This window comes from Actinophytocola sp. (assembly GCF_036002505.1).
GTDB lineage: Bacteria > Actinomycetota > Actinomycetes > Mycobacteriales > Pseudonocardiaceae > DASYTH01.
Map to the genome: position 1 here is coordinate 1 of NZ_DASYTH010000382.1, position 17,147 is coordinate 17,147.

Annotated in this window: 15 protein-coding genes; 13 read left to right on the top strand and 2 right to left on the bottom strand. The window is 72.5% G+C overall.

Annotation, left to right across the window (positions count from 1 at the left end):
* The 13 genes from VGR06_RS33550 to VGR06_RS33610 all read left to right on the top strand — a co-directional run.
* Positions 1–2,066: SdrD B-like domain-containing protein (locus VGR06_RS33550; protein WP_327563209.1), on the top strand; the 2,066-nt coding region annotated here is incomplete at its 5' end.
* Between the two features lie 143 nt (positions 2,067–2,209).
* Positions 2,210–3,628 carry a hypothetical protein gene (locus VGR06_RS33555; RefSeq protein WP_327563210.1) on the top strand — a complete coding sequence of 473 codons (1,419 nt, stop codon included), beginning with the start codon at positions 2,210–2,212 and terminating at the stop codon, positions 3,626–3,628.
* The gene (locus VGR06_RS33560; RefSeq protein WP_327563211.1) at positions 3,625–4,731 is read left to right on the top strand and encodes a class F sortase; all 1,107 of its coding nucleotides are present in this window, start codon (positions 3,625–3,627) and stop codon (positions 4,729–4,731) included. Before VGR06_RS33555 ends, VGR06_RS33560 begins: the two co-directional genes overlap by 4 nt.
* A 62-nt stretch (positions 4,732–4,793) precedes the next feature.
* Complete coding sequence (locus VGR06_RS33565; protein WP_327563222.1) at positions 4,794–5,399, top strand: hypothetical protein; 606 nt, start codon at positions 4,794–4,796, stop codon at positions 5,397–5,399.
* Between the two features lie 200 nt (positions 5,400–5,599).
* Positions 5,600–6,412, top strand: coding sequence for a hypothetical protein (locus tag VGR06_RS33570; RefSeq protein ID WP_327563212.1), 813 nt, complete (start codon positions 5,600–5,602; stop codon positions 6,410–6,412).
* A gap of 181 nt (positions 6,413–6,593) precedes the next feature.
* The gene (locus VGR06_RS33575; RefSeq protein WP_327563213.1) at positions 6,594–7,580 is read left to right on the top strand and encodes a polysaccharide deacetylase family protein; all 987 of its coding nucleotides are present in this window, start codon (positions 6,594–6,596) and stop codon (positions 7,578–7,580) included.
* A complete protein-coding gene (locus VGR06_RS33580) occupies positions 7,577–8,797 on the top strand; it encodes an O-antigen ligase family protein (protein ID WP_327563214.1) in 1,221 nt (406 codons plus the stop codon). The genes VGR06_RS33575 and VGR06_RS33580 overlap by 4 nt, the downstream gene beginning before the upstream one ends.
* Before the next feature lies 1 nt (position 8,798).
* Positions 8,799–9,851, top strand: coding sequence for a glycosyltransferase (locus VGR06_RS33585; RefSeq protein WP_327563215.1), 1,053 nt, complete (start codon positions 8,799–8,801; stop codon positions 9,849–9,851).
* Complete coding sequence (locus tag VGR06_RS33590; protein ID WP_327563216.1) at positions 9,848–10,816, top strand: hypothetical protein; 969 nt, start codon at positions 9,848–9,850, stop codon at positions 10,814–10,816. The genes VGR06_RS33585 and VGR06_RS33590 overlap by 4 nt, the downstream gene beginning before the upstream one ends.
* Positions 10,813–12,120: a glycosyltransferase 87 family protein gene (locus tag VGR06_RS33595; protein WP_327563217.1), complete on the top strand. Its 1,308-nt coding sequence runs from the start codon at positions 10,813–10,815 to the stop codon at positions 12,118–12,120. The genes VGR06_RS33590 and VGR06_RS33595 overlap by 4 nt, the downstream gene beginning before the upstream one ends.
* Positions 12,075–13,553 (top strand): oligosaccharide flippase family protein, encoded by a 1,479-nt coding sequence (locus tag VGR06_RS33600; RefSeq protein ID WP_327563218.1) that lies wholly within the window; start codon positions 12,075–12,077, stop codon positions 13,551–13,553. The genes VGR06_RS33595 and VGR06_RS33600 overlap by 46 nt, the downstream gene beginning before the upstream one ends.
* Before the next feature lie 11 nt (positions 13,554–13,564).
* The gene (locus tag VGR06_RS33605; RefSeq protein WP_327563219.1) at positions 13,565–14,656 is read left to right on the top strand and encodes a glycosyltransferase; all 1,092 of its coding nucleotides are present in this window, start codon (positions 13,565–13,567) and stop codon (positions 14,654–14,656) included.
* Complete coding sequence (locus VGR06_RS33610; RefSeq protein WP_327563220.1) at positions 14,653–15,762, top strand: glycosyltransferase family 4 protein; 1,110 nt, start codon at positions 14,653–14,655, stop codon at positions 15,760–15,762. The genes VGR06_RS33605 and VGR06_RS33610 overlap by 4 nt, the downstream gene beginning before the upstream one ends.
* Here the strand turns inward: VGR06_RS33610 and VGR06_RS33615 are convergent.
* Together VGR06_RS33615 and VGR06_RS33620 are read right to left on the bottom strand one after the other, a co-directional pair.
* Positions 15,746–16,972, bottom strand: a complete 1,227-nt coding sequence (locus VGR06_RS33615) for a putative glycoside hydrolase family 15 protein (protein ID WP_327563221.1) — start codon at positions 16,970–16,972, stop codon at positions 15,746–15,748. The genes VGR06_RS33610 and VGR06_RS33615 overlap by 17 nt on opposite strands.
* A partial coding sequence (locus VGR06_RS33620; protein WP_327563223.1) for a sugar transferase occupies positions 16,969–17,147 on the bottom strand: 179 nt, incomplete at its 5' end. The genes VGR06_RS33615 and VGR06_RS33620, both read right to left, overlap by 4 nt.

Below are 17,147 nucleotides of genomic sequence, written 5' to 3' on the forward strand. Positions count from 1 at the left end.
ACAACATATGGACGCCGGGTGAGCCGCCCAGCGCGGAGATCGCCGCCCAGAGCGGTACCCACTACCTGTATGGCCCCCAGTCCGAGCCGACGCCCGGGGAGGACCTGGGATCCGGTGTGAAGCGGTTCCCGGCGAACCCCCGCGCCAGGGACTTCAACGGTACTTACCCGGGACTGAAGGTCTGGCAGGAGTACGGGGCGTTCCAGTTCGTGTCCGGCGCCACGAACACCTACTGGGAATCGTTCTACCTGCCGGACGGTGGCCCGCGCGGAGCGGGCGACGGTGCCTTCGAGATCGAAGGCACCTCGCTCTCCGTCGCGCCGTGCACCATGCAGTGCGCCGTCGCCCGGTGGACCACCGAGGAGTTCACCTACGACGCGGCCGACGCCGAGTCCGGGAAGATCGACTTCGACATGCTGACGACCCTGCTACTCGCGGGCGACGGCCATTCGTCGTACACGGTCGAGATCTGTGACCACGACGGCCGCGTGGTGACCACCGGGCACGGCCCGGAGGGCATCTTCCCCCTCAACGAGTGGGATCACCACGAGGCGTACATCGACATCAAGAAGCTGGTGTACGGCAAGAAGTACAAGATCTGCGGCTCGGTCAAGCAGACGTTTGCCGAGACCGCCGCCAGCCTCGGCAAGCTGATCCTCGACAACATCTCGCTGACGGTCAGCCCGAGGCCCGGCCTGTCCCCGGAGGTGCCGTGCACGGTCAGCGGCTCGACGAGCGGATCGCTGGAGCTGACCGGACTTCTCTCCGGGGGGAGCACCCCGGACTTCTGCAGCATGCTCACCAACCCGCTCGGTCAGACGCTCGCCCCGGTGACCGACACGGTGTACTGCCTGGTGGCCTGCGGGGCGATCGGCGACGTGGTGAACCGCCTGAGCGGATTGTTCATCGTTCTCGATCTGACGACCGGGCAGTGCCTCGGCTACCTGATCGGCAAGGAATCGGTGCCCAGCCTCGATCCCGAGCAGCTGATGGCCTACATCAAGGACGGCACGCTGGGTAAGGCGGTCGGCAGTGTGCTCCTGCTGGTGAAGGGTGTCACCAACGGCCTGCTGCCGACGGTGCTGGCCGATCCCCTCGGCACCGTGACCCGGATTGTCGGGGGCCAGCTGCAGAACGTCACCGACATCCTGGCCAGGCCGACCACGCTGACCCAGATCGATCTGGGCTGGACCGTGGACAACCTCGGATGGGTGGTAGGACACCTGACCGGCCCGCTGTCCAGCGGTGGCCAGACCGACGCCGCGCTCGGCGGCGTCGTGTTCATCGACGAGAACGGGAACGGGATCTGGGACCGCGGTGAGCCGGTTCAGCCGGGTGTGAAGGCCTCGCTGACCGACGCCAACGGTAACGACTACGGCTACGCCATCACCGGACCGGACGGGCGGTACCTGTTCCCCAGGCTGCAGCCGCGGACCGATCCGTCGTACTACCAGATCAAGTTCACCGGGCCGAACGGCGAGCCGTTGTGGATCACCCGGAAGTACGTGGGTCTGGACCGCAGGGTCATGTCCAGCGCGAACTCGGACGGAAGCACCGACCGGATTCCGTTGAGCCATGGTCAGGTGGACCTGACCTGGAACGCCGGTCTCACCGAGGCCTTCATGCCGGGCCAGCCGGGACAGCCAGGCCAGCCAGGCCAGCCGGGCCAGCCGGCGAACGTGAGCATCAGTGTCGGCACGCCGGCCGTCAGCCCCAACCCGGTCACCGCCGGTGAGGACACGACGATCACGCTTCCGGTCACCAACACCGGCAATGTGCCGATCGAGCTGTCCCAGCTGATGGCCACCGTCGACGGACAGCAGGTCCCGCTCGACTGCGGGCAGGGTCAGCTGATGCCCGGTCAGACCGCGAACTGCACGCTGCACGTGACGGCGAAGCCGGACACCAACACGCTGACGATCGTCGTCGCCGTGCCCGGTGCGAACGGCATGGCGCAGACCGCGACCTGCCAGGCGACCTACACCGGCCAGGCCCCGTGTGCCTGTGACCGGGCCAAGGAGAGCCAGACCGGCGCCGCCGCGCCGGTCATCGGCTCCCTCGGCTGACCAGCCAGGTCGGCCGTAGTGGCTCCGGGTGGGCGGGCATCCCGTAAGGGGGTGCCCGCCCACCCGGCGGCCGCCGGGTTTCAGTGCTCCGTCGCCGGCAGCGCGGCGGGAGGGGCTGGGGGATACCGGGAAAGGACTCAAGCGTGGTCGTCGACGTTCCGCTGATCACCATTGGCGGCGGGTTGGGGTCGTTCGCCCTGGTCGACGTGCTTCGCGTGGCGGGCGTGCCGGCCGAGAAGATCAGGGTGGTCTCCCCGGACCGGGCACCGGACGCCAGGTTCCTGCGCCTGTGCCGGGTGTCCGGGTTGGCCGACACCGACCGGCTGCGCTCGGACTCCTCGTCGAGGATCGACAATCCGTGGGGATTCCCGGGATACGCCCTCGAGCACGCCTGGCGGACCCGCCGGGTATGGCCGCTGTTCCGGGTCCTCACCGAGCCGGTGTTCAGCGAGTACTACACGCCCACTGTGGGCCAGGTGCACGCCGGTCTGTGTCGTGAGGCCGAGCGGATCGACTGGGGGTCGATGGTGGTCCACGGTGTCGCGACCGGGTTGCACCGCGGTGACGGCGGCTACGTGGTGACGGTCGAGCCCGCGTCCGGCGGCCAGCCGGTGCTCTACCGGTCCAGGTTCGTCCACCTCGCGCTCGGCTACGGCGGGCTCCGGTTCCCGGCTGGCGCCCACGACTTCCGCGACCGGGATCCGGCGGGCGACCGGCTGGTGCACGCCTACGAGCCACACGAACACGTGTACACCACTCTTGCCGAACGGTCGGGTGCCGTGCTCGTCCGGGGTGCCGGCATCACCGCGTCCCGGGTGCTGCAGCGGTTGGCCGACGACCGCAAGACATCGGGCCGGGAAATTCGCGTCTGGCACCTGTTCCGCCGACCCGCCGAAGCCCGTGGGTGGCCGGCCCGGCTTTGCCGGTACAGCGGGGGCGGCTTTGCCTGCCAGCCGTTCAACTTCCCCAAGGCGGCGTTCGGCGGTCAGCTCCGTGACCGGATCTCGCAACTGCCCGCCGCCGAGCGGGCCGAGGCGATCAAGGCGATGGGCGCCACGAGCACCCCGTATCGCCGGCTCTGGGCGCGGCAGTTGCGGCGCGGGATGGCGGAGGGCTGGTACCGGGCCGTCGCCGGAGAGGTGATCGAACTCTCGCCGACCGTGTCCGGGATCGAGGCGCGGGTCCGCCCGCTGTCCGGCGAGCCCGTGATCCTGCCGGTGCACTTCGTCATCAATGCCACCGGGTTGGATCCCGACATCCGCCGGCATCCGCTCCTCGAGTCACTGCTCGACGGCTTGGGAGCGACCATGAACCCGCTCGGCGGTCTGGACGTCGGGCACGACTTCGAGGTTCTGAACACGGCGAGCGGGCCCGGCCTGATCTACGCCTCCGGGGTCGCCGCCGCAGGCGGGCACCTCGCGCCGGTGGACTCGCTCGCCGGGTTGCAGCTGGCCGCCCTGGCGATCGCCGACTCACTCGCCCGGCACGGGTTGGGTCCGCGACTGCGGTCCGTGCGTTCCGCCGCGGCGTGGTGGTGCTGGATGAGGAACCGGCCGATATGACCCTGACACTGTCTGGCCGGATCCAGACCAGGCTGGCACTGCTTGCCGTGGTCGGTGTGCCCTGGACGATGATGATCGCGCCGCTGCTGCCCGGGGGCGTCCGGTACGGCCACGCGCTGGCCTCGCTGCCGGTCATCGCCGTGCTCGGCGTCGGCTGGGAGCTGCTCTACCACGGCTGCCAGCAGCTGCGCTGGGGCAGGGACTGGCCCAGCGTGTTCGCCCTCGCGGCCGGCATACCGGAGGGCGCTCTGGCCTGGCCGGTGCTTCGCACGCTCGGGCTGGCACCGCGATCTCCGTTCGGGTATGCGCTGTTCTTCGGCACCACCTGGCTGCTGATCTGGCTGGTGGCACAGGGGCCCGTTCGAGTGATCGCGCCGTGGTGGCGCCATACCGGCGGGCGGCTGATCCCGCGCAGCGCCCCGATGCCCGAGCCGGTCGCGGCCGCGCCGCGTGCCGCGAGAATCACGGCACACCGCCCGAGATCCGTGGTCGTCGGAGCCTGGGCGATGACCGGCCTCGTTTCGCTGCTCGCGCTGTCCGCCTCCAGCACCCCCGCCGCACCTGGCGATCGGCGGACCACATTGGACGGTGCGTCCAGGACCGGGCCGAACCAGGGGGCTCAGCACGCCGCGGACAGGGTGGAGCCGGTGTCGCTGGCCGTGCCGCGCATCGCCACCAGCTCCACGCTCATGCGGCTCGGGCTGGACTCGACCGGTGAGCCGGAGACGCCGCCGGTGACGGGTCCGGTGCGGGCGGGCTGGTATGCGCTCGGACCGGCACCGGGGCAGCTCGGACCCGCGGTGATCGTCGGCCATGTGGACGGCGCCCGACCGCCGGGAATCTTCCACCGGCTGCGGGAGCTGGCACCTGGTGACGAGATCCTCATCGGCCGGGCGGACTCGTCGGTGCTGCGGTTCGTGGTGACCCGCGTCCAGCAGGCACCGGTGGTCCTGTTTCCCAGTGACGAGGTTTACCGCCCGTCGTCCGTCCGGGAGCTTCGGCTGATCACGTGCGGCGGCGGTTTCGACAGCACCGCGATGTCCTATCGCCAGAACGTGATCGTCTTCGCCGCCCTCGACGCCGATCCGCAGCCGGTGAGGTGAGGTGCCCCCCGAAACATCAACCGTTCCCCATACCGGGAGGTGCCGTGAGTCGAAATGTAGCCATGCCGGTCCGCCACAACGGTCGCTGGCGCCGCACCATCATGCTGTTGAACACCGGGTGGCACCGAAGGGCGCTGGTCGCCTTCATGGTGATCGTCATGGCGCACTGGGCCGAGCACGTCGCTCAGGCAATCCAGATCTACCTGCTCGGCTGGCCGGTGCACCGCGCCGGCGGCCTCCTGGGCCTGCTGTACCCATGGCTGGTGCACTCCGAATGGCTGCACTACGGGTTCGCCCTCACCATGCTCGTCGGCCTCATCGTGCTCAGGCCGGGCTTTCTCGGCCGGTCGCGTGGCTGGTGGACGGCCGCCCTCGGTATCCAGGTCTGGCACCATTTCGAGCACCTGCTTCTGCTCGTCCAGGCACTCACCGGCTCCTACCTGTTCGGACGCGCCGCACCGACGAGCATCATTCAGCTTCTTGTTCCCCGAGTGGAGCTGCACCTTTTCTACAACGCGGCCGTCTTCGTGCCGATGATGATCGCCTTCGTGGCGCACAGGCGGCCAGGTGCCCGGGTGCGCGTCGACATGCAGTGCACATGTGCCGTGGTCGGTTCTCGGAGAATTCCGCAGCGGACCCCCGGCCGGCACGCCGATCAAATCACATGACCAGTTACTCGGGAGTACTTTCTCGATCGGTTGGAAGTGCGCATCGAATGGTGCCATTTTCTCACGATTTAGTGACGTGCGGTAATCCAGCTTCGCACTATGTCACTCGAACGAGTATCCGATTTCCGTCGTACTATTCCGCCGGTCGCCGCAACGGCGGTCGACACCGATCGGTCAGGCGCGTTCCGGAGGGTTACCGCGTGCTCAGCTACGTCGAACTCGCGGCGTCGACGTCGATGTACGGCATGGGAATCGTCGCCCAGAGTGTCGCGGCTCGCCGGGTCGAGCGGCGCGGAGCGGGGCTCGCTCTCCTCGCCCGGCTGGCGAGGGACCGCCTGTACCTGGTCGGTTTCGCGGGGCAGGCCGGCGGGTTCGTGCTCGCCTTTCTCGCGCGTGCCTCGCTTCCGCTCTACCTGGTGCAAGCCGGTTCGTCGTGTGCGATCGGGCTGGCCACCGTCGTCGGCGTGGTGCTGCTGAGGTGGCGGGTCCGCTTCGCCGAGGTCGCGATGCTCGTGGTCATGGCGGCCGGACTCGTGCTGCTCGCGGCCGCGGCTACGCCCGCCGCGTCCGGAGACATCCCTCCGGAGATGGAGCTGGTCCTGTTCCTGCTGCCCCTGCTGACCGGTCCGGCCGCCGCTCTCGCCTGCCGGCGGGACGCCACCCTGTCGCTGGCCGTGCTGGCCGGTGTGCAGTTCGCGCTCGTCGCCGTCTGCGGGCGCTCGATCGCGGACGAAGCCATCCTCGACCTGCCGCTGGACCCCGTCGCGTGGCTGGTGCTCCTGTCCGCACTGCTCGGGCAGGCCTGCCTGTCCGCCGCACTGGCTCGGGCTGGCCCCACCTCGACGGTGGCGTCGATGGACGCCGTCACGATGGTGATCAGCTCGGTGGCCGGCATCGCCGTGCTGGGCGATCCGGTCGTGCCGGGCCGGGAATGGTCGGTGGTGGTGGGCATCGTGCTGGTCCTGTCGGCCGTGCTGGGGCCGGCGGTGCGCCGGGCGCGGGAGGCGCCGTGAGCGAGCTTGCGAGCGAACCATTGGGCCCTGCCCTGCTGCCGAGGGACGAGGCGGCAGGGTTGCCGCCACCGAGCTTGCGAGGTGGCGGAATGAGCGGGCTTGCGAGCGAACCATTGGGCCCTGCCCTGCTGCCGAGGGACGAGGCGGCAACGTCGCCGTCACGAGCTTGCGAGGTGACGGGTTGAGCGGAGCCCGCGGAGCGAACCATCGAACACTGAGCGCCCGGCCGGTCGCCAGCGTCTCCGTCGACCTGGACAACCTCTGGGCGTACCTCAAGACGCACGGCGATCCGGACTGGGCGCGGTTGCCCAGCTTCCTGCCGGCCGCGGTGCCCCGGTTGCTGGGCGTCCTCGGTGCGCACCGGGTCACCGCCACGTTCTTCGCCGTCGGCATGGATGTCGAGCGCGACGACGGTGCGCAGGCGGTGGCCGACGTGAGCGCGGACAGGCACGAGGTCGCCAACCACTCCTACCGGCACGAACCGTGGCTGCACAGGTACTCCCGCGCCGAACTGGAAACGGAGCTGGTGCGGACCGAGGAGGCGATCGTCGCCGCGGGCGCGCCCCGTCCGGTGGGCTTCCGGGGCCCCGGCTACAGCGTCTCACCCGACCTGCTGGCCGTGCTCGCCGAACGGGGCTACACCTACGACGCGAGCGTCCTGCCCACCTGGACCGGACCGCTGGCCCGCGCGTTCCACAACCGCACGGCGCGCGCCGGCGAGCGGCGGGACGAGCTGTTCGGTGGCTTCTCCCGCGTGCTGGCTCCCAACCGCGCCCACCGGTGGCGGCTCGCGGACGGCACGCACCTCGTCGAGTTGCCGGTCACGACCATGCCGCTGCTGCGGGTCCCCGTCCACGGGGCCTACGTGCTGCTGCTGCACGCGATCTCACCGCGGCTCGCGCGCGCCTACTTCGCCACCGCGATCCGGTTGTGCCGGTGGCTCGGCGTCGGCCCGTCGCTGCTGGTCCATCCCACCGACGTGCTTGGCGACGCGGAGGCGCCCGGCATGGAGTTCTTCCCCGGCATGGCGGTGCCGGCCGGGCAGAAGATCGCGCTCCTCGACTGGATGCTCGCCACGCTGCGCAGCCACTTCGACGTCGTGGGCACGGGCGAGCACGTCGAGCGCATCGGTGTGCCGTCGCGGACGCGCCGGGTGTGCGCCGCGTGACGACCGTGCGAACGGCACCGGCGACGACCGCTCTGCGGTGGTTCGCCTGCCTCACCGTGGCGCTGGCGCCGGTGGAGGGCTACCTCACCCACCTCCACCCGCACCTGGCCAAGGTCGCGCCGGCGCTGCTGGTCGTGGCGTGGGCTGCCGTGCGGGTGCGGCAGCGGCAGGCTCCCCAGCTCCACGCGGCGCACGCGCTGCTCGCGCTGCTGACCGTGTTGTTGCTGGCCTCGACGGCGGCGCACACCGGCGGGACGTTCACCGCCGAATACCTCCTGCGGTGGCTCCCTTTCGTCGCCCTGACGGTGGTGCTCATCGACGTCGCGGCGACTGAGGTGCCGATCCGCGCCCTGCTCGTGGCCGCTGTCGCCGGCGCCACGGTTGCCGCCGCCGGCGCGCTGTACAGCCTGCTCGCGACGGGGGCGGCGCGGGCGACCGGACCGCTCGATGACCCCAACGACCTGGCTGTCGCGCTGGTGATGGCGGTCCCGCTGCTCGTCGCCGTGCCGAGGGCAGGGAGCCGCCCGGCACCCGGTGTGCACGCGCTGGCCGTCCTGGCCGCGACCCTGCTGGTGGCGGGTGCGGCGGCGACCTTCTCCCGGGGCGGCGCGCTCGCGCTCGCGGCCGCCGTGATCTGGCTGCTCGTGCGTCGCGTGCTGCTCGTGCGCGTGCTGGCGGGCATCCTCGCCGGGACCGCCGTGGTGGTCGCCGTCGCGGCGCAGTTCGCCGCGGCCGAGTTGTCGAGGTCGTTGCGCGAGAAGACCTTCATCGCTGAGTCCAATGTGGACACCCGAGAGCTGCGGTGGCAGGCGGCCGCCCGGATGCTCGCGGAGCACCCGATGCTCGGTGTCGGACCGGGCGGGTTCCGCGGCGAGTACGCGGCCGCGTCCGGCAACGCGGAGCTCGCGGAGCAGACCCCGGTGGCGCACAACATGTTCCTTGAGGTCGCCGCGGAGCTGGGCCTGCCGGCTTTCTGCGCCTTCGCCGGACTCGCCGCGGTCGCCCTCGTCGCCGCCGAGCGCGTGCTGCGTACCGGGCGGGACCGCGCGGTGATGGTGGCGGTGCAGGCCGCCCTGCTCGCGGTCGCGCTGGGGGCCACGTTCCTGTCCGAGCAGTACTACCTGCCGCTTTGGCTGCTGACGGCGCTGGCCGTCGCGGCCGAGCTGCGTGGGCGAAGAGAAGGGAACGGCAGTGCGCGTACTGCACATGATCAGTGAGATGGGCAGCGGCGGTGCCGAGACACTCGTGGCGGGAATGGTCACCGCGGGCAGCGGGTACGGCTGGGAGTCGGCGGTCGCGAGCGGCGGCGGTCACCGTGCCGACGCGTTGCGCGCCGCCGGGGTGCCGGTGTTCCCCGTGCCGGTGGCGAGGCGTTCGGTGCACGGCGTGGCCCGCGCCGTCGTGGCGTCGTCGCGGGCCGTGTGCCACTTTCGCCCGGACGTCGTGCTGGCGCACAACGTCTCAGCCAGCCTGGTGGCGCGTCTGACGACGCTGTGGGACAGGCGACCGGTCGTGACCGTCTTCCACGGCGTCGCCGACGCCGACTACCCCGGCGCGGCGCGGATCCTGCGGCGCACGTCCCGGACGGTCGTCGCGGTCGCCGCGGCGACCGCCGAGCGGCTGCGGGCGGCCGGCCTGGACTCCCCCCAGCCCATGGTGATCCCCAACGCGGTGTTCCCCCGCGCTGCTGGAACCGGGCGCACCGCGGTCCGGGCCGCGCTCGGCATACCGCCGCGGGTGCCGGTGGCCCTGTGCATCGCACGGCTGGAACCCCAGAAGCGGCACGACGTGCTGCTGGACGCGTGGGCCTTGCTCAGCGGTGACGCGGTGCTGCTGCTGGCGGGAGACGGCAGCCTGCGGGCGGAGCTGACGCGCCGGGTGGCCACCTCCGGGCTCGCGGACCGGGTCCGGTTCCTCGGCAACCGCGACGACGTGCCCGACCTGCTCGCGGCCGCGGACGTCACGGTGCTCACCAGCGACTGGGAAGGTATGCCGGTCGCCGTGCTGGAGTCCCTCGCCGCCGGCCGGCCGGTCGTCGCGTCCGATGTGGACGGAGTGCCGGCCGCGGTGGGGGACGGTGGCATCGTCGTGCCCCGCCGCGACCCCGCGGCGACCGCCGCCGCGCTGCGCACGCTGCTGCTCGATCCGGACCGCCACGCCGCCGCCGTGGCCGCTGGCCTCGCGGCGATCCGCCGCCAGCACGACCCGCACCTGCTCATGAGGTCCTACGACGAGGTCCTCCGGGCCGCGCGACGGGAGCGACGGCGATGACGGCGACCGACGAGGCCCTGGACACCACGGTCGAACGGCGGCACGATACGCCAACGTCGGCGGCGAACCCCGTGACGGCCATCGCCGTCCGCGCCAGCGCCCGGCTCGGCCGACCCGTCGTCACGGGTCTGCTGGTCGCGGCGCTGACGGGGCTGGCCGTCCTGCTCGCCACCGGGCTGCACGGCGAAGAGTTCGAGGCCCGGGTCAGCCTGCTCGCGGCACCCGCCGCACCGGTCACCGGCACCACCGCTCAGTACGGCGAGGTCGTCTCGCTGACGCTGCCCGCGCTGGTCGAGGTCGCCCGCAGCCCATCGGTGCTTCAGGCGGCCGCCGCGCAGGCCGGGCTACCGGCGGAGGAGCTCGGCGAGCACGTGGCCGTCGAGCTCGTCCCCGCCTCCGGGCTGGCCCGGCTCTCCGTGCGGGGGCGTTCGGCGGCACAGGCGGGCGGCGCGGCCATCGCCCTCGCGCGGTCGGTCATCGCCGCGGACCTGCTGGCCCCGGCCGGAACCCTGCGCCTGCTGGACACGCGACCCGATGTGGCCCAGGTCGCACCGGACTGGCCGCTCGGGGTCGGGCTGGCGCTCGCGGCGGCGGCGGTCGCCGGAATCGCGGCCGTGGCGCTGTGCCGCGTCCGCTGTCTCGGGGACGGCGCAGTGCGCGCCGCGTTGGCGGCCGCCGGCATCCACCGCCCGGTGACCACGGCGCGTGCCGGCGATCCCGACCTGCCCGAACGGCTCAGCGCGCTGTGCGCTGCGGCCGCCCGTTCCGCCCGCGTGGTCGCGGTCGTGCCCGAGCTCGGTGGCGAGGCGATGGCGCTGGCGGAGCGCATGGCCGTCAAGCGCCACCGGAACAGCGCGGGCCCCGCCGTGATCGCGCTCACCCGTCGAGGTCGCCAGGACGAGCTGGCCGCGGTGGTCAGCGCCCTGCCGGCCGACAGCGTCCTCCTCGGGGTGGTGGTGGTGTGACCACCGAGGCACCCGACCGGCCACCGGTGCCGACCGGCGGTCTCGGCCCGCACGTCCCGCTCGCGATCTCCGCGGTCGTCTGCGCGGCGGGCGCGTGGTGGGCACTGCGGCCGTCCTGGCAGGTGCCGGCGCCGACGACGGCCAACCGGCCCGAGGTGCGCCTGCAGGACTTCCGCGACGCCCTCTACTTCCCCATCCGGGAGCTCCTGGCCGGCGGCAACCCGTATGACCCGGCGGCGATGTTCGCGCACTGGCCGGTCCGCCAGGACTTCAACCTCTACCAGCCCTACCACCTCGTCCTGCACCTGCCGTTCGCGCTGCCCGGCTACCGGGCCGGCGCCGTCGCGTTCACCGTGCTGGCCTTGCTCCTGCTCGTCGTGCTCGCCGGCATGGCGGCCCGCCGGCTCGCCATGCGGGTGCCCGTGCCTCTCGCGCCGGCCACCGCCGCCCTTGCCACGGTGCTGGTGCTCAGCCAGGTGGGTAAGGCACAGCTCTACCTCGGCCAGGTCAACCCCCTCGTCGCGGTCGGGGCGGCGGGCGCGCTGCTCGCCCGCCACAGCCGCCCTCGTTGGGCGTCGGTGGCGCTCGCCATCGCCTGGCTCAAACCGCAGTTCGGGCTTCCCCTCGCGATTCTGCTGTTCGCGCGCGGCTCGCGGCGCGTCGCGCTGGGGGGCACCGCGGTCGCCGCGGTCGCCAGCCTGCCCGTGGTCGTCGTGCTCGTCGTGCGCGGCGGCGGGGTCGGGCCGTTCCTCGACGTGATCCGCGCGAACCTCGCCCACGCCGCGAGCACCGACTACGGAGCGGTGGACTCGTTCACGGCACAGCGCGTCGACCTGCCGGCGGTCCTGTTCCGGCTGGCCGGGTGGCTGGCGCCGGCGGCGGAGCCGGCAACGCTGGCAGGTGTGCTCGCCATCGGCGTGGTGCTGGTGCGCCGGCTGGACCGGCTCGCCGACCCGGACTCCGCTGCGGTCGCGGACCTGCTGACCTGCCTGACGGTGGTCGTCGCCCTGGTGCACCAGCCCGGTGATGTGCTGATCGCGGTGCCCGCCCTGGCGCTGGCGGCGGTGGTGTGGTGGTCCCGGCGGCGTGAGCCCGGCTGGTGGCCGCTCGGCCTCGCGGTAGCGGCCCTCACCGTGCCGTTCGCGCACCTGCACGCGGTCGACGTGGCGGTGCGGGCGATCCTCGGCGCGCGAGCCGCGGTCACCGTCGACGGGGTGGCCGTGGTGGTGGCGTGGCTCTCGCTCCTCGTGCTCGCCACGTGGCTGCACACCGTCCGCCGGACCGCCCCCGCGGGCACGTCGTGACCGGCGTCCTCGGTGCCGGCGCACGGGGCTCGCTGTGGCTGGGCCTGGTGAACCTGATCAGCAAGGGCAGCCAGGTGGCCGTGACGCTGGCACTGGCCGCGTTCCTCACCGAGGACGGGCTGGGCACGGTCGCGCTCGTGGTGTCGCTGGTGAACATCGCGCAGGTCGTCCAGTCGATGGGTGTCTACGAGGTGCTGGGCCGCACCGCGCGCGACCCCCGCGTGGTGGCGGGCACGGTGCTGACCGCGAGCGTCGGGGCCGCCGTCGCGCTCACCGCGGTGCTGCTACTGGCCGCGAGCCCCCTGGCCACGGTCCTGGGCGTGCCGGGTGCGGCACCGCTGGTCAGGCTCGCGGCGCTGAGCCTGCCGTTCACCGCGGCCGGAGGCGTTCAGCTCGCGCTGATGCACCGGGACCTGGACTTCCGCCGCCGGCTTCTGCCCGACGCGGGCGCCGCGGTGCTGGGCGGTGTGGTCACGGTCGTCCTTGCGGGGACCGGGCTCGGCCCGGCGGCGTTCGTGATCGGCCTGCTGTGCACCTCGGTCGCGCAACCGCTGCTGGCCGCGGTGGTCGGTGTGCGGCCGCGCCCCGGGTGGAACCGGGACGCGGCGCGCGAGGCCGCCGGCTGGATCGCCGTCGTCGGGCCCGGCGCGGTCGTCGCGATCCTGCTGGTGAACGTGGACTACCTCGCGATCGGGCACGGATGGGGGCCAGGGGTCGTCGGGGTGTACTCGCTCGCCTTCCGGATCGCCTGGGTGCCGTACATCACGGTGGCGATCGTGCTGGCCGCCGTGATGTTCCCGATGTGTGCCCGGTTGGTGCGCGAGGGACGCACGGGCGACCTCGCCGCCGTGACCACGCGGTTCACGCATGCCATCCTCGTGCTGGCCGGCGGCGCGTACGTGCTCGCGGCCCTGCTCGCCGACCGGGTCGTGCTGCTCGGTGAGCGCTGGGCGCCCGCCGCGCCGGTTCTGGTGCTCCTGTGCGGGTACGGCCTCGGCGTCAGCCTGCTGCAGATCTGGTACCAGGCGTTGAAGGTGGCCGGCTACTCCCGCCGCTACCTGGCGCTGGAGGTCGGCCACCTCGTCGTGCTCATCGCCGCGGTGATGCTGTCGGTCGGGCACGGCATGGTCGCCGTCGCGCTGGCGCAGGCGGTCGTGGCGTGGCTGGTCGTGTTGCTGACGTGGTGGACGCTGGTGCGCAGTGGGCTGGCGTTTCCCGTGCTTGAGCTCAGGCGGATGGCGGCGGGTGTGGCCGGCCCCGCACTGGTGTGCGCCGGTGCGGCGCTGCTCGCGCACCCGCTCATCGGCCCGCCGGACTCCGCATCCGCGGCGCTGGTCGAGGGTGCGGTGCTGGCCTTCGCCTACGCCGGCGGCGTGCTGCTCACGCACCGCCGCACCGTCCGCGACCGGGTATGGCGAGGAGCAGTCCGGTGAAAGTAATACACGTGACCCAACCGGTGACGGCGGGAGTGGCGGCGGTGGTCCTGCGGCTGGCCGCGGACCAGCGGGACCGTGGCTGGTCGGTGGGCATCGTGTGCCCACCGGCGGGGTGGCTCGCGGACCTGGCCCGCGAGTCGGGTATCGACGTGCACGCGTGGTGGGCAACGCGCGGGCCCGGGGCTCGGACGGTCGGGGAAACCGCCCGGCTACGCGGGATCCTCGAGCGCCTGGCGCCGGACGTCGTGCACCTGCACAGCTCGAAGGCCGGCCTGGCCGGCCGGCTGGCGGTGCGGGGCCGGTGGCCGACGGTCTTCCAGCCACACCTGTGGTCCTTTCAGACGGCGGGCGGGTGGCTCGGCCGGATCAGCGCCGCCTGGGAGGAGCTCGCGTCCCGGTGGACCGACCAGCTGATCTGCGTGAGTCACGATGAGCTGGCCGCCGGCCGGTCCGCGGGCGTGACCGCGGCCGCCGACGTGGTGCCCAACGGCGTGGACACCGGCCGCCTGCGTCCGGGGAGCAGATTGGCCGCCCGGCAGGCACTCGGTCTGGACGTGGACGCGCCGACCGCGGTGTGCGTGGGTCGGCTCGCTCCGCTCAAGGGCCAGGATCAGCTGCTGGACGCGTGGCCCGCCGTGCTGGCCGAGGTGCCCGGCGCCCGGCTCGTGCTGGTGGGCGACGGGCCGATGGCCGCCCGCTGGCGCGCCCATCCCGCCGCGGCGCTCGAGTCCGTGCGCTGGAACGGGCACAGCACGGCCGTGTCCGACTGGTACACGGCCGCGGACGTCGTGGTCCTGCCGTCACGTGCCGAAGGGATGGCGCTGGTCCCCCTCGAGGCGATGGCGTGCGGCCGCGCGGTCGTCGCCTTCGATGTCGGCGGGGTGCGGGAGAGCGTCGGGGATGGGGGTGCGGTGGTGCCCTCGGGTGATGTGGCCGCACTGGCCGGGGCGGTGGCCGCGCGGTTGGGCGAGCCGGCACTCGCCGCCCGGGAGGGCCGGCAGGGGCGCCGCCGCGCCGAGGACCTGTTCGACGGCGCCCGCATGTGCGACCGGATAGCCATGCTGGTCGAGAAGCTCACGAACCATGGAGGACCCACATGATCCGCGTCGCCTACCTGCTGACCCAGGACCGCGGCGGTCCGGTCGACGTGACGGTGACCCTTGCCGCGGCGCTGATCGCGAGCGGACAGGCGGAGGTACGTGTCTTCGGCCCGCCCCCCGCTCGGCGCGCCGAACTCCTCGCCGGTCACCACGAGCCGATCTCCGTGCCCCGCAAGGGAGATCTCGCCGCCGCCCGGCGAGCCGTGGCGGCACTGCGGGCGTGGCGGCCCGATATCCTGCACGCCCAGGACCGGCGCGCGGGGCTGGTGACCGCCGGGCTGCGGTTCCGGCACCCGGTGGTCCAGACCTATCACGGCGTGCCGGACGACGTCGCCGAATCCTGGTTCCTCGGCGCGAGGCGGCCGCCGCCGTCGGTGTACACGCGGGCCGTGCTCACCGGGGACGCCCTCGTCGCCCGCACGGCCACCCGCACGGTCGTGCCCTCGGCCGCCATGGGGCGGTTCCTCCGCCGCCGCTTGCGCGTGCCGGCGGACCGGTTGGCCCAGATCGACAACTGTGTGCCGCTCCCCGACTGCGCACCACCGGCCGGACCGGTGCGCAGCCTGGCGTTCGTCGGGCTCCTGGTGCCTCGCAAGGGACTGCTGCAGCTGTTGGACGCGCTGGCGATGCCGGGCACCATGCCCCCCGACGCCACGCTCACCGTCATCGGTGACGGTCCACAACGGACGGAGGCGGAGCGGCGGGCGGCACGGCGAGAGCTGGCCGGCCGGGTCACGTTCCTCGGGTTTCGCGCCGATGTCGCGGACCTCCTGCGGCAGCACGACGCGCTGGTCCTCCCGTCCACGATGGAGCAGCAGCCGCTGGTCATAGCGGAGGCGATGGCGGCGGGCAAGCCGGTCGTGGCCACGAACACCGGCGGGGTGGCCGACATGCTGGCGGTGCCGGGTGGGGCGAGCTACCTCGCCCCACCCGGTGACGTCCCGGCGCTCGCCGAGCGGCTGCGGGCGCTGCTGGCCGACCCCGACCCGGCGCGGACCGGACGGCTGCTCGCCGCCCGTGCGCGCGAGCGGTTCGCACCTGAGGCCGGCGCCCGGCGGCACCTCGCGCTGTACCGTGAGCTCCTCGCGCTCAGCCGTGCGGTCTGACCAGCGTCACCCCGTCGGCCGGGGCCAGTTCCACTTCGGACACCGGAGCGCCGTCGAGGCCGACCAAGCCGTCCGGCGGAGCGATCCGTGCCGGGGTGCCGGTGGGGTTCAACGCGATCCAGCCCCCGGTGTACTGGCGGGTCCAGGCGCCGCCAGGCTGCCGCGTGGCGGCGTCGACGGCCTTGTCGAGACCCGAGTCCAGGTACTGTGACCACTCCGGGTTCTCATAGACCGCCGATCGGGCGGGTGTCCAGCACGTGTAGGGCCCGGCGAGCAACGCGGCGCTCGCGTACCCCGCCCGCTCCTGCCGCTCGTCCTGCACCCGGGTCACCAGGAGCAGCCACGACTCGCCGAGCGCGGCCTGTGCCCGCAACTCCTTCCACTCGTTGCCCTGAAAGGTGAGTAGGTCGCCGGAGCCGCGGTCGTCGCGGAACCCGAAGTTCTCCTCCAACGCTCCGCTGAACCGGGAGTGCGCCGTCCACCGACCCGGGATGAGGTGTGTCTCGGACACGTTGGGGATGAACATCTTGCCCGCGTTCTGCAGGGCGGTGCCCGCGACCGTGAGGAACGCGTCGAGCCCGTCGCGCAGCGTCCGGTCGGTCTGCTCGGCGGTCGTCGTTCCGGCCAGCAGCGCGGACGAGTAGTGGCTCAGCGAGTTGAAGTCGTTGTCGGCGAGGACCCCGTCCCACCCCTCCTTGGTCACCTCGTTCGTCACGGCGGTGGTCCAGGCCTGCTGGTATTCCGGGTTCCAGACGGTCATCTGCCAGTGTTTCGGGTAGCCCTGCCACTCGATGCGCTGCCCGGCGGTGTCGAGCGCGAACCACTCGGGGTGCTCCCGCTGAGCCGCGCTGTACCCGATGCCGGTGGGAAGCCATCTGGCGTCGGTGGGCCCGTTCACCGCACCGGGGTAGTTGCGGGTGCTGGACAGATCCTTGTACACCAATACCTTGATCTTCGGGTTGAGCTTGTGGAGCGTGCGCATCGCGGCGATCTCGGTCGCGTTGAGCACAACCATGTGGTAGCGCTTGGCGGCCGTCGCCAGTTCGGCGGACGTCGGCCGTTTCCCGATGCCGTACCACCAAGCGCACGGCGCGAACGGCTCGGGTGGCGGCGCCGACACGGACTGGGCCAAGCCCGGAGTGCACCCGGTGCCGGCGAGGAGCGCCAGCACCGCGGCAAGGGCGAACGAGACCCGACGCCGGCGTTTCACCGGCCCCTCCGGAACACCAGCTCGCCAACCGTCAACAGCACGATTCTCAGGTCCAGCCACAATGACCAGTTGGCGATGTAGTAATTGTCGTACCGGGATCGGTCCGCGATTGATGTGTCTCCTCTCAGACCGTGCACCTGCGCGAGTCCGGTGAGCCCCGTTGGTACCCGGTGCC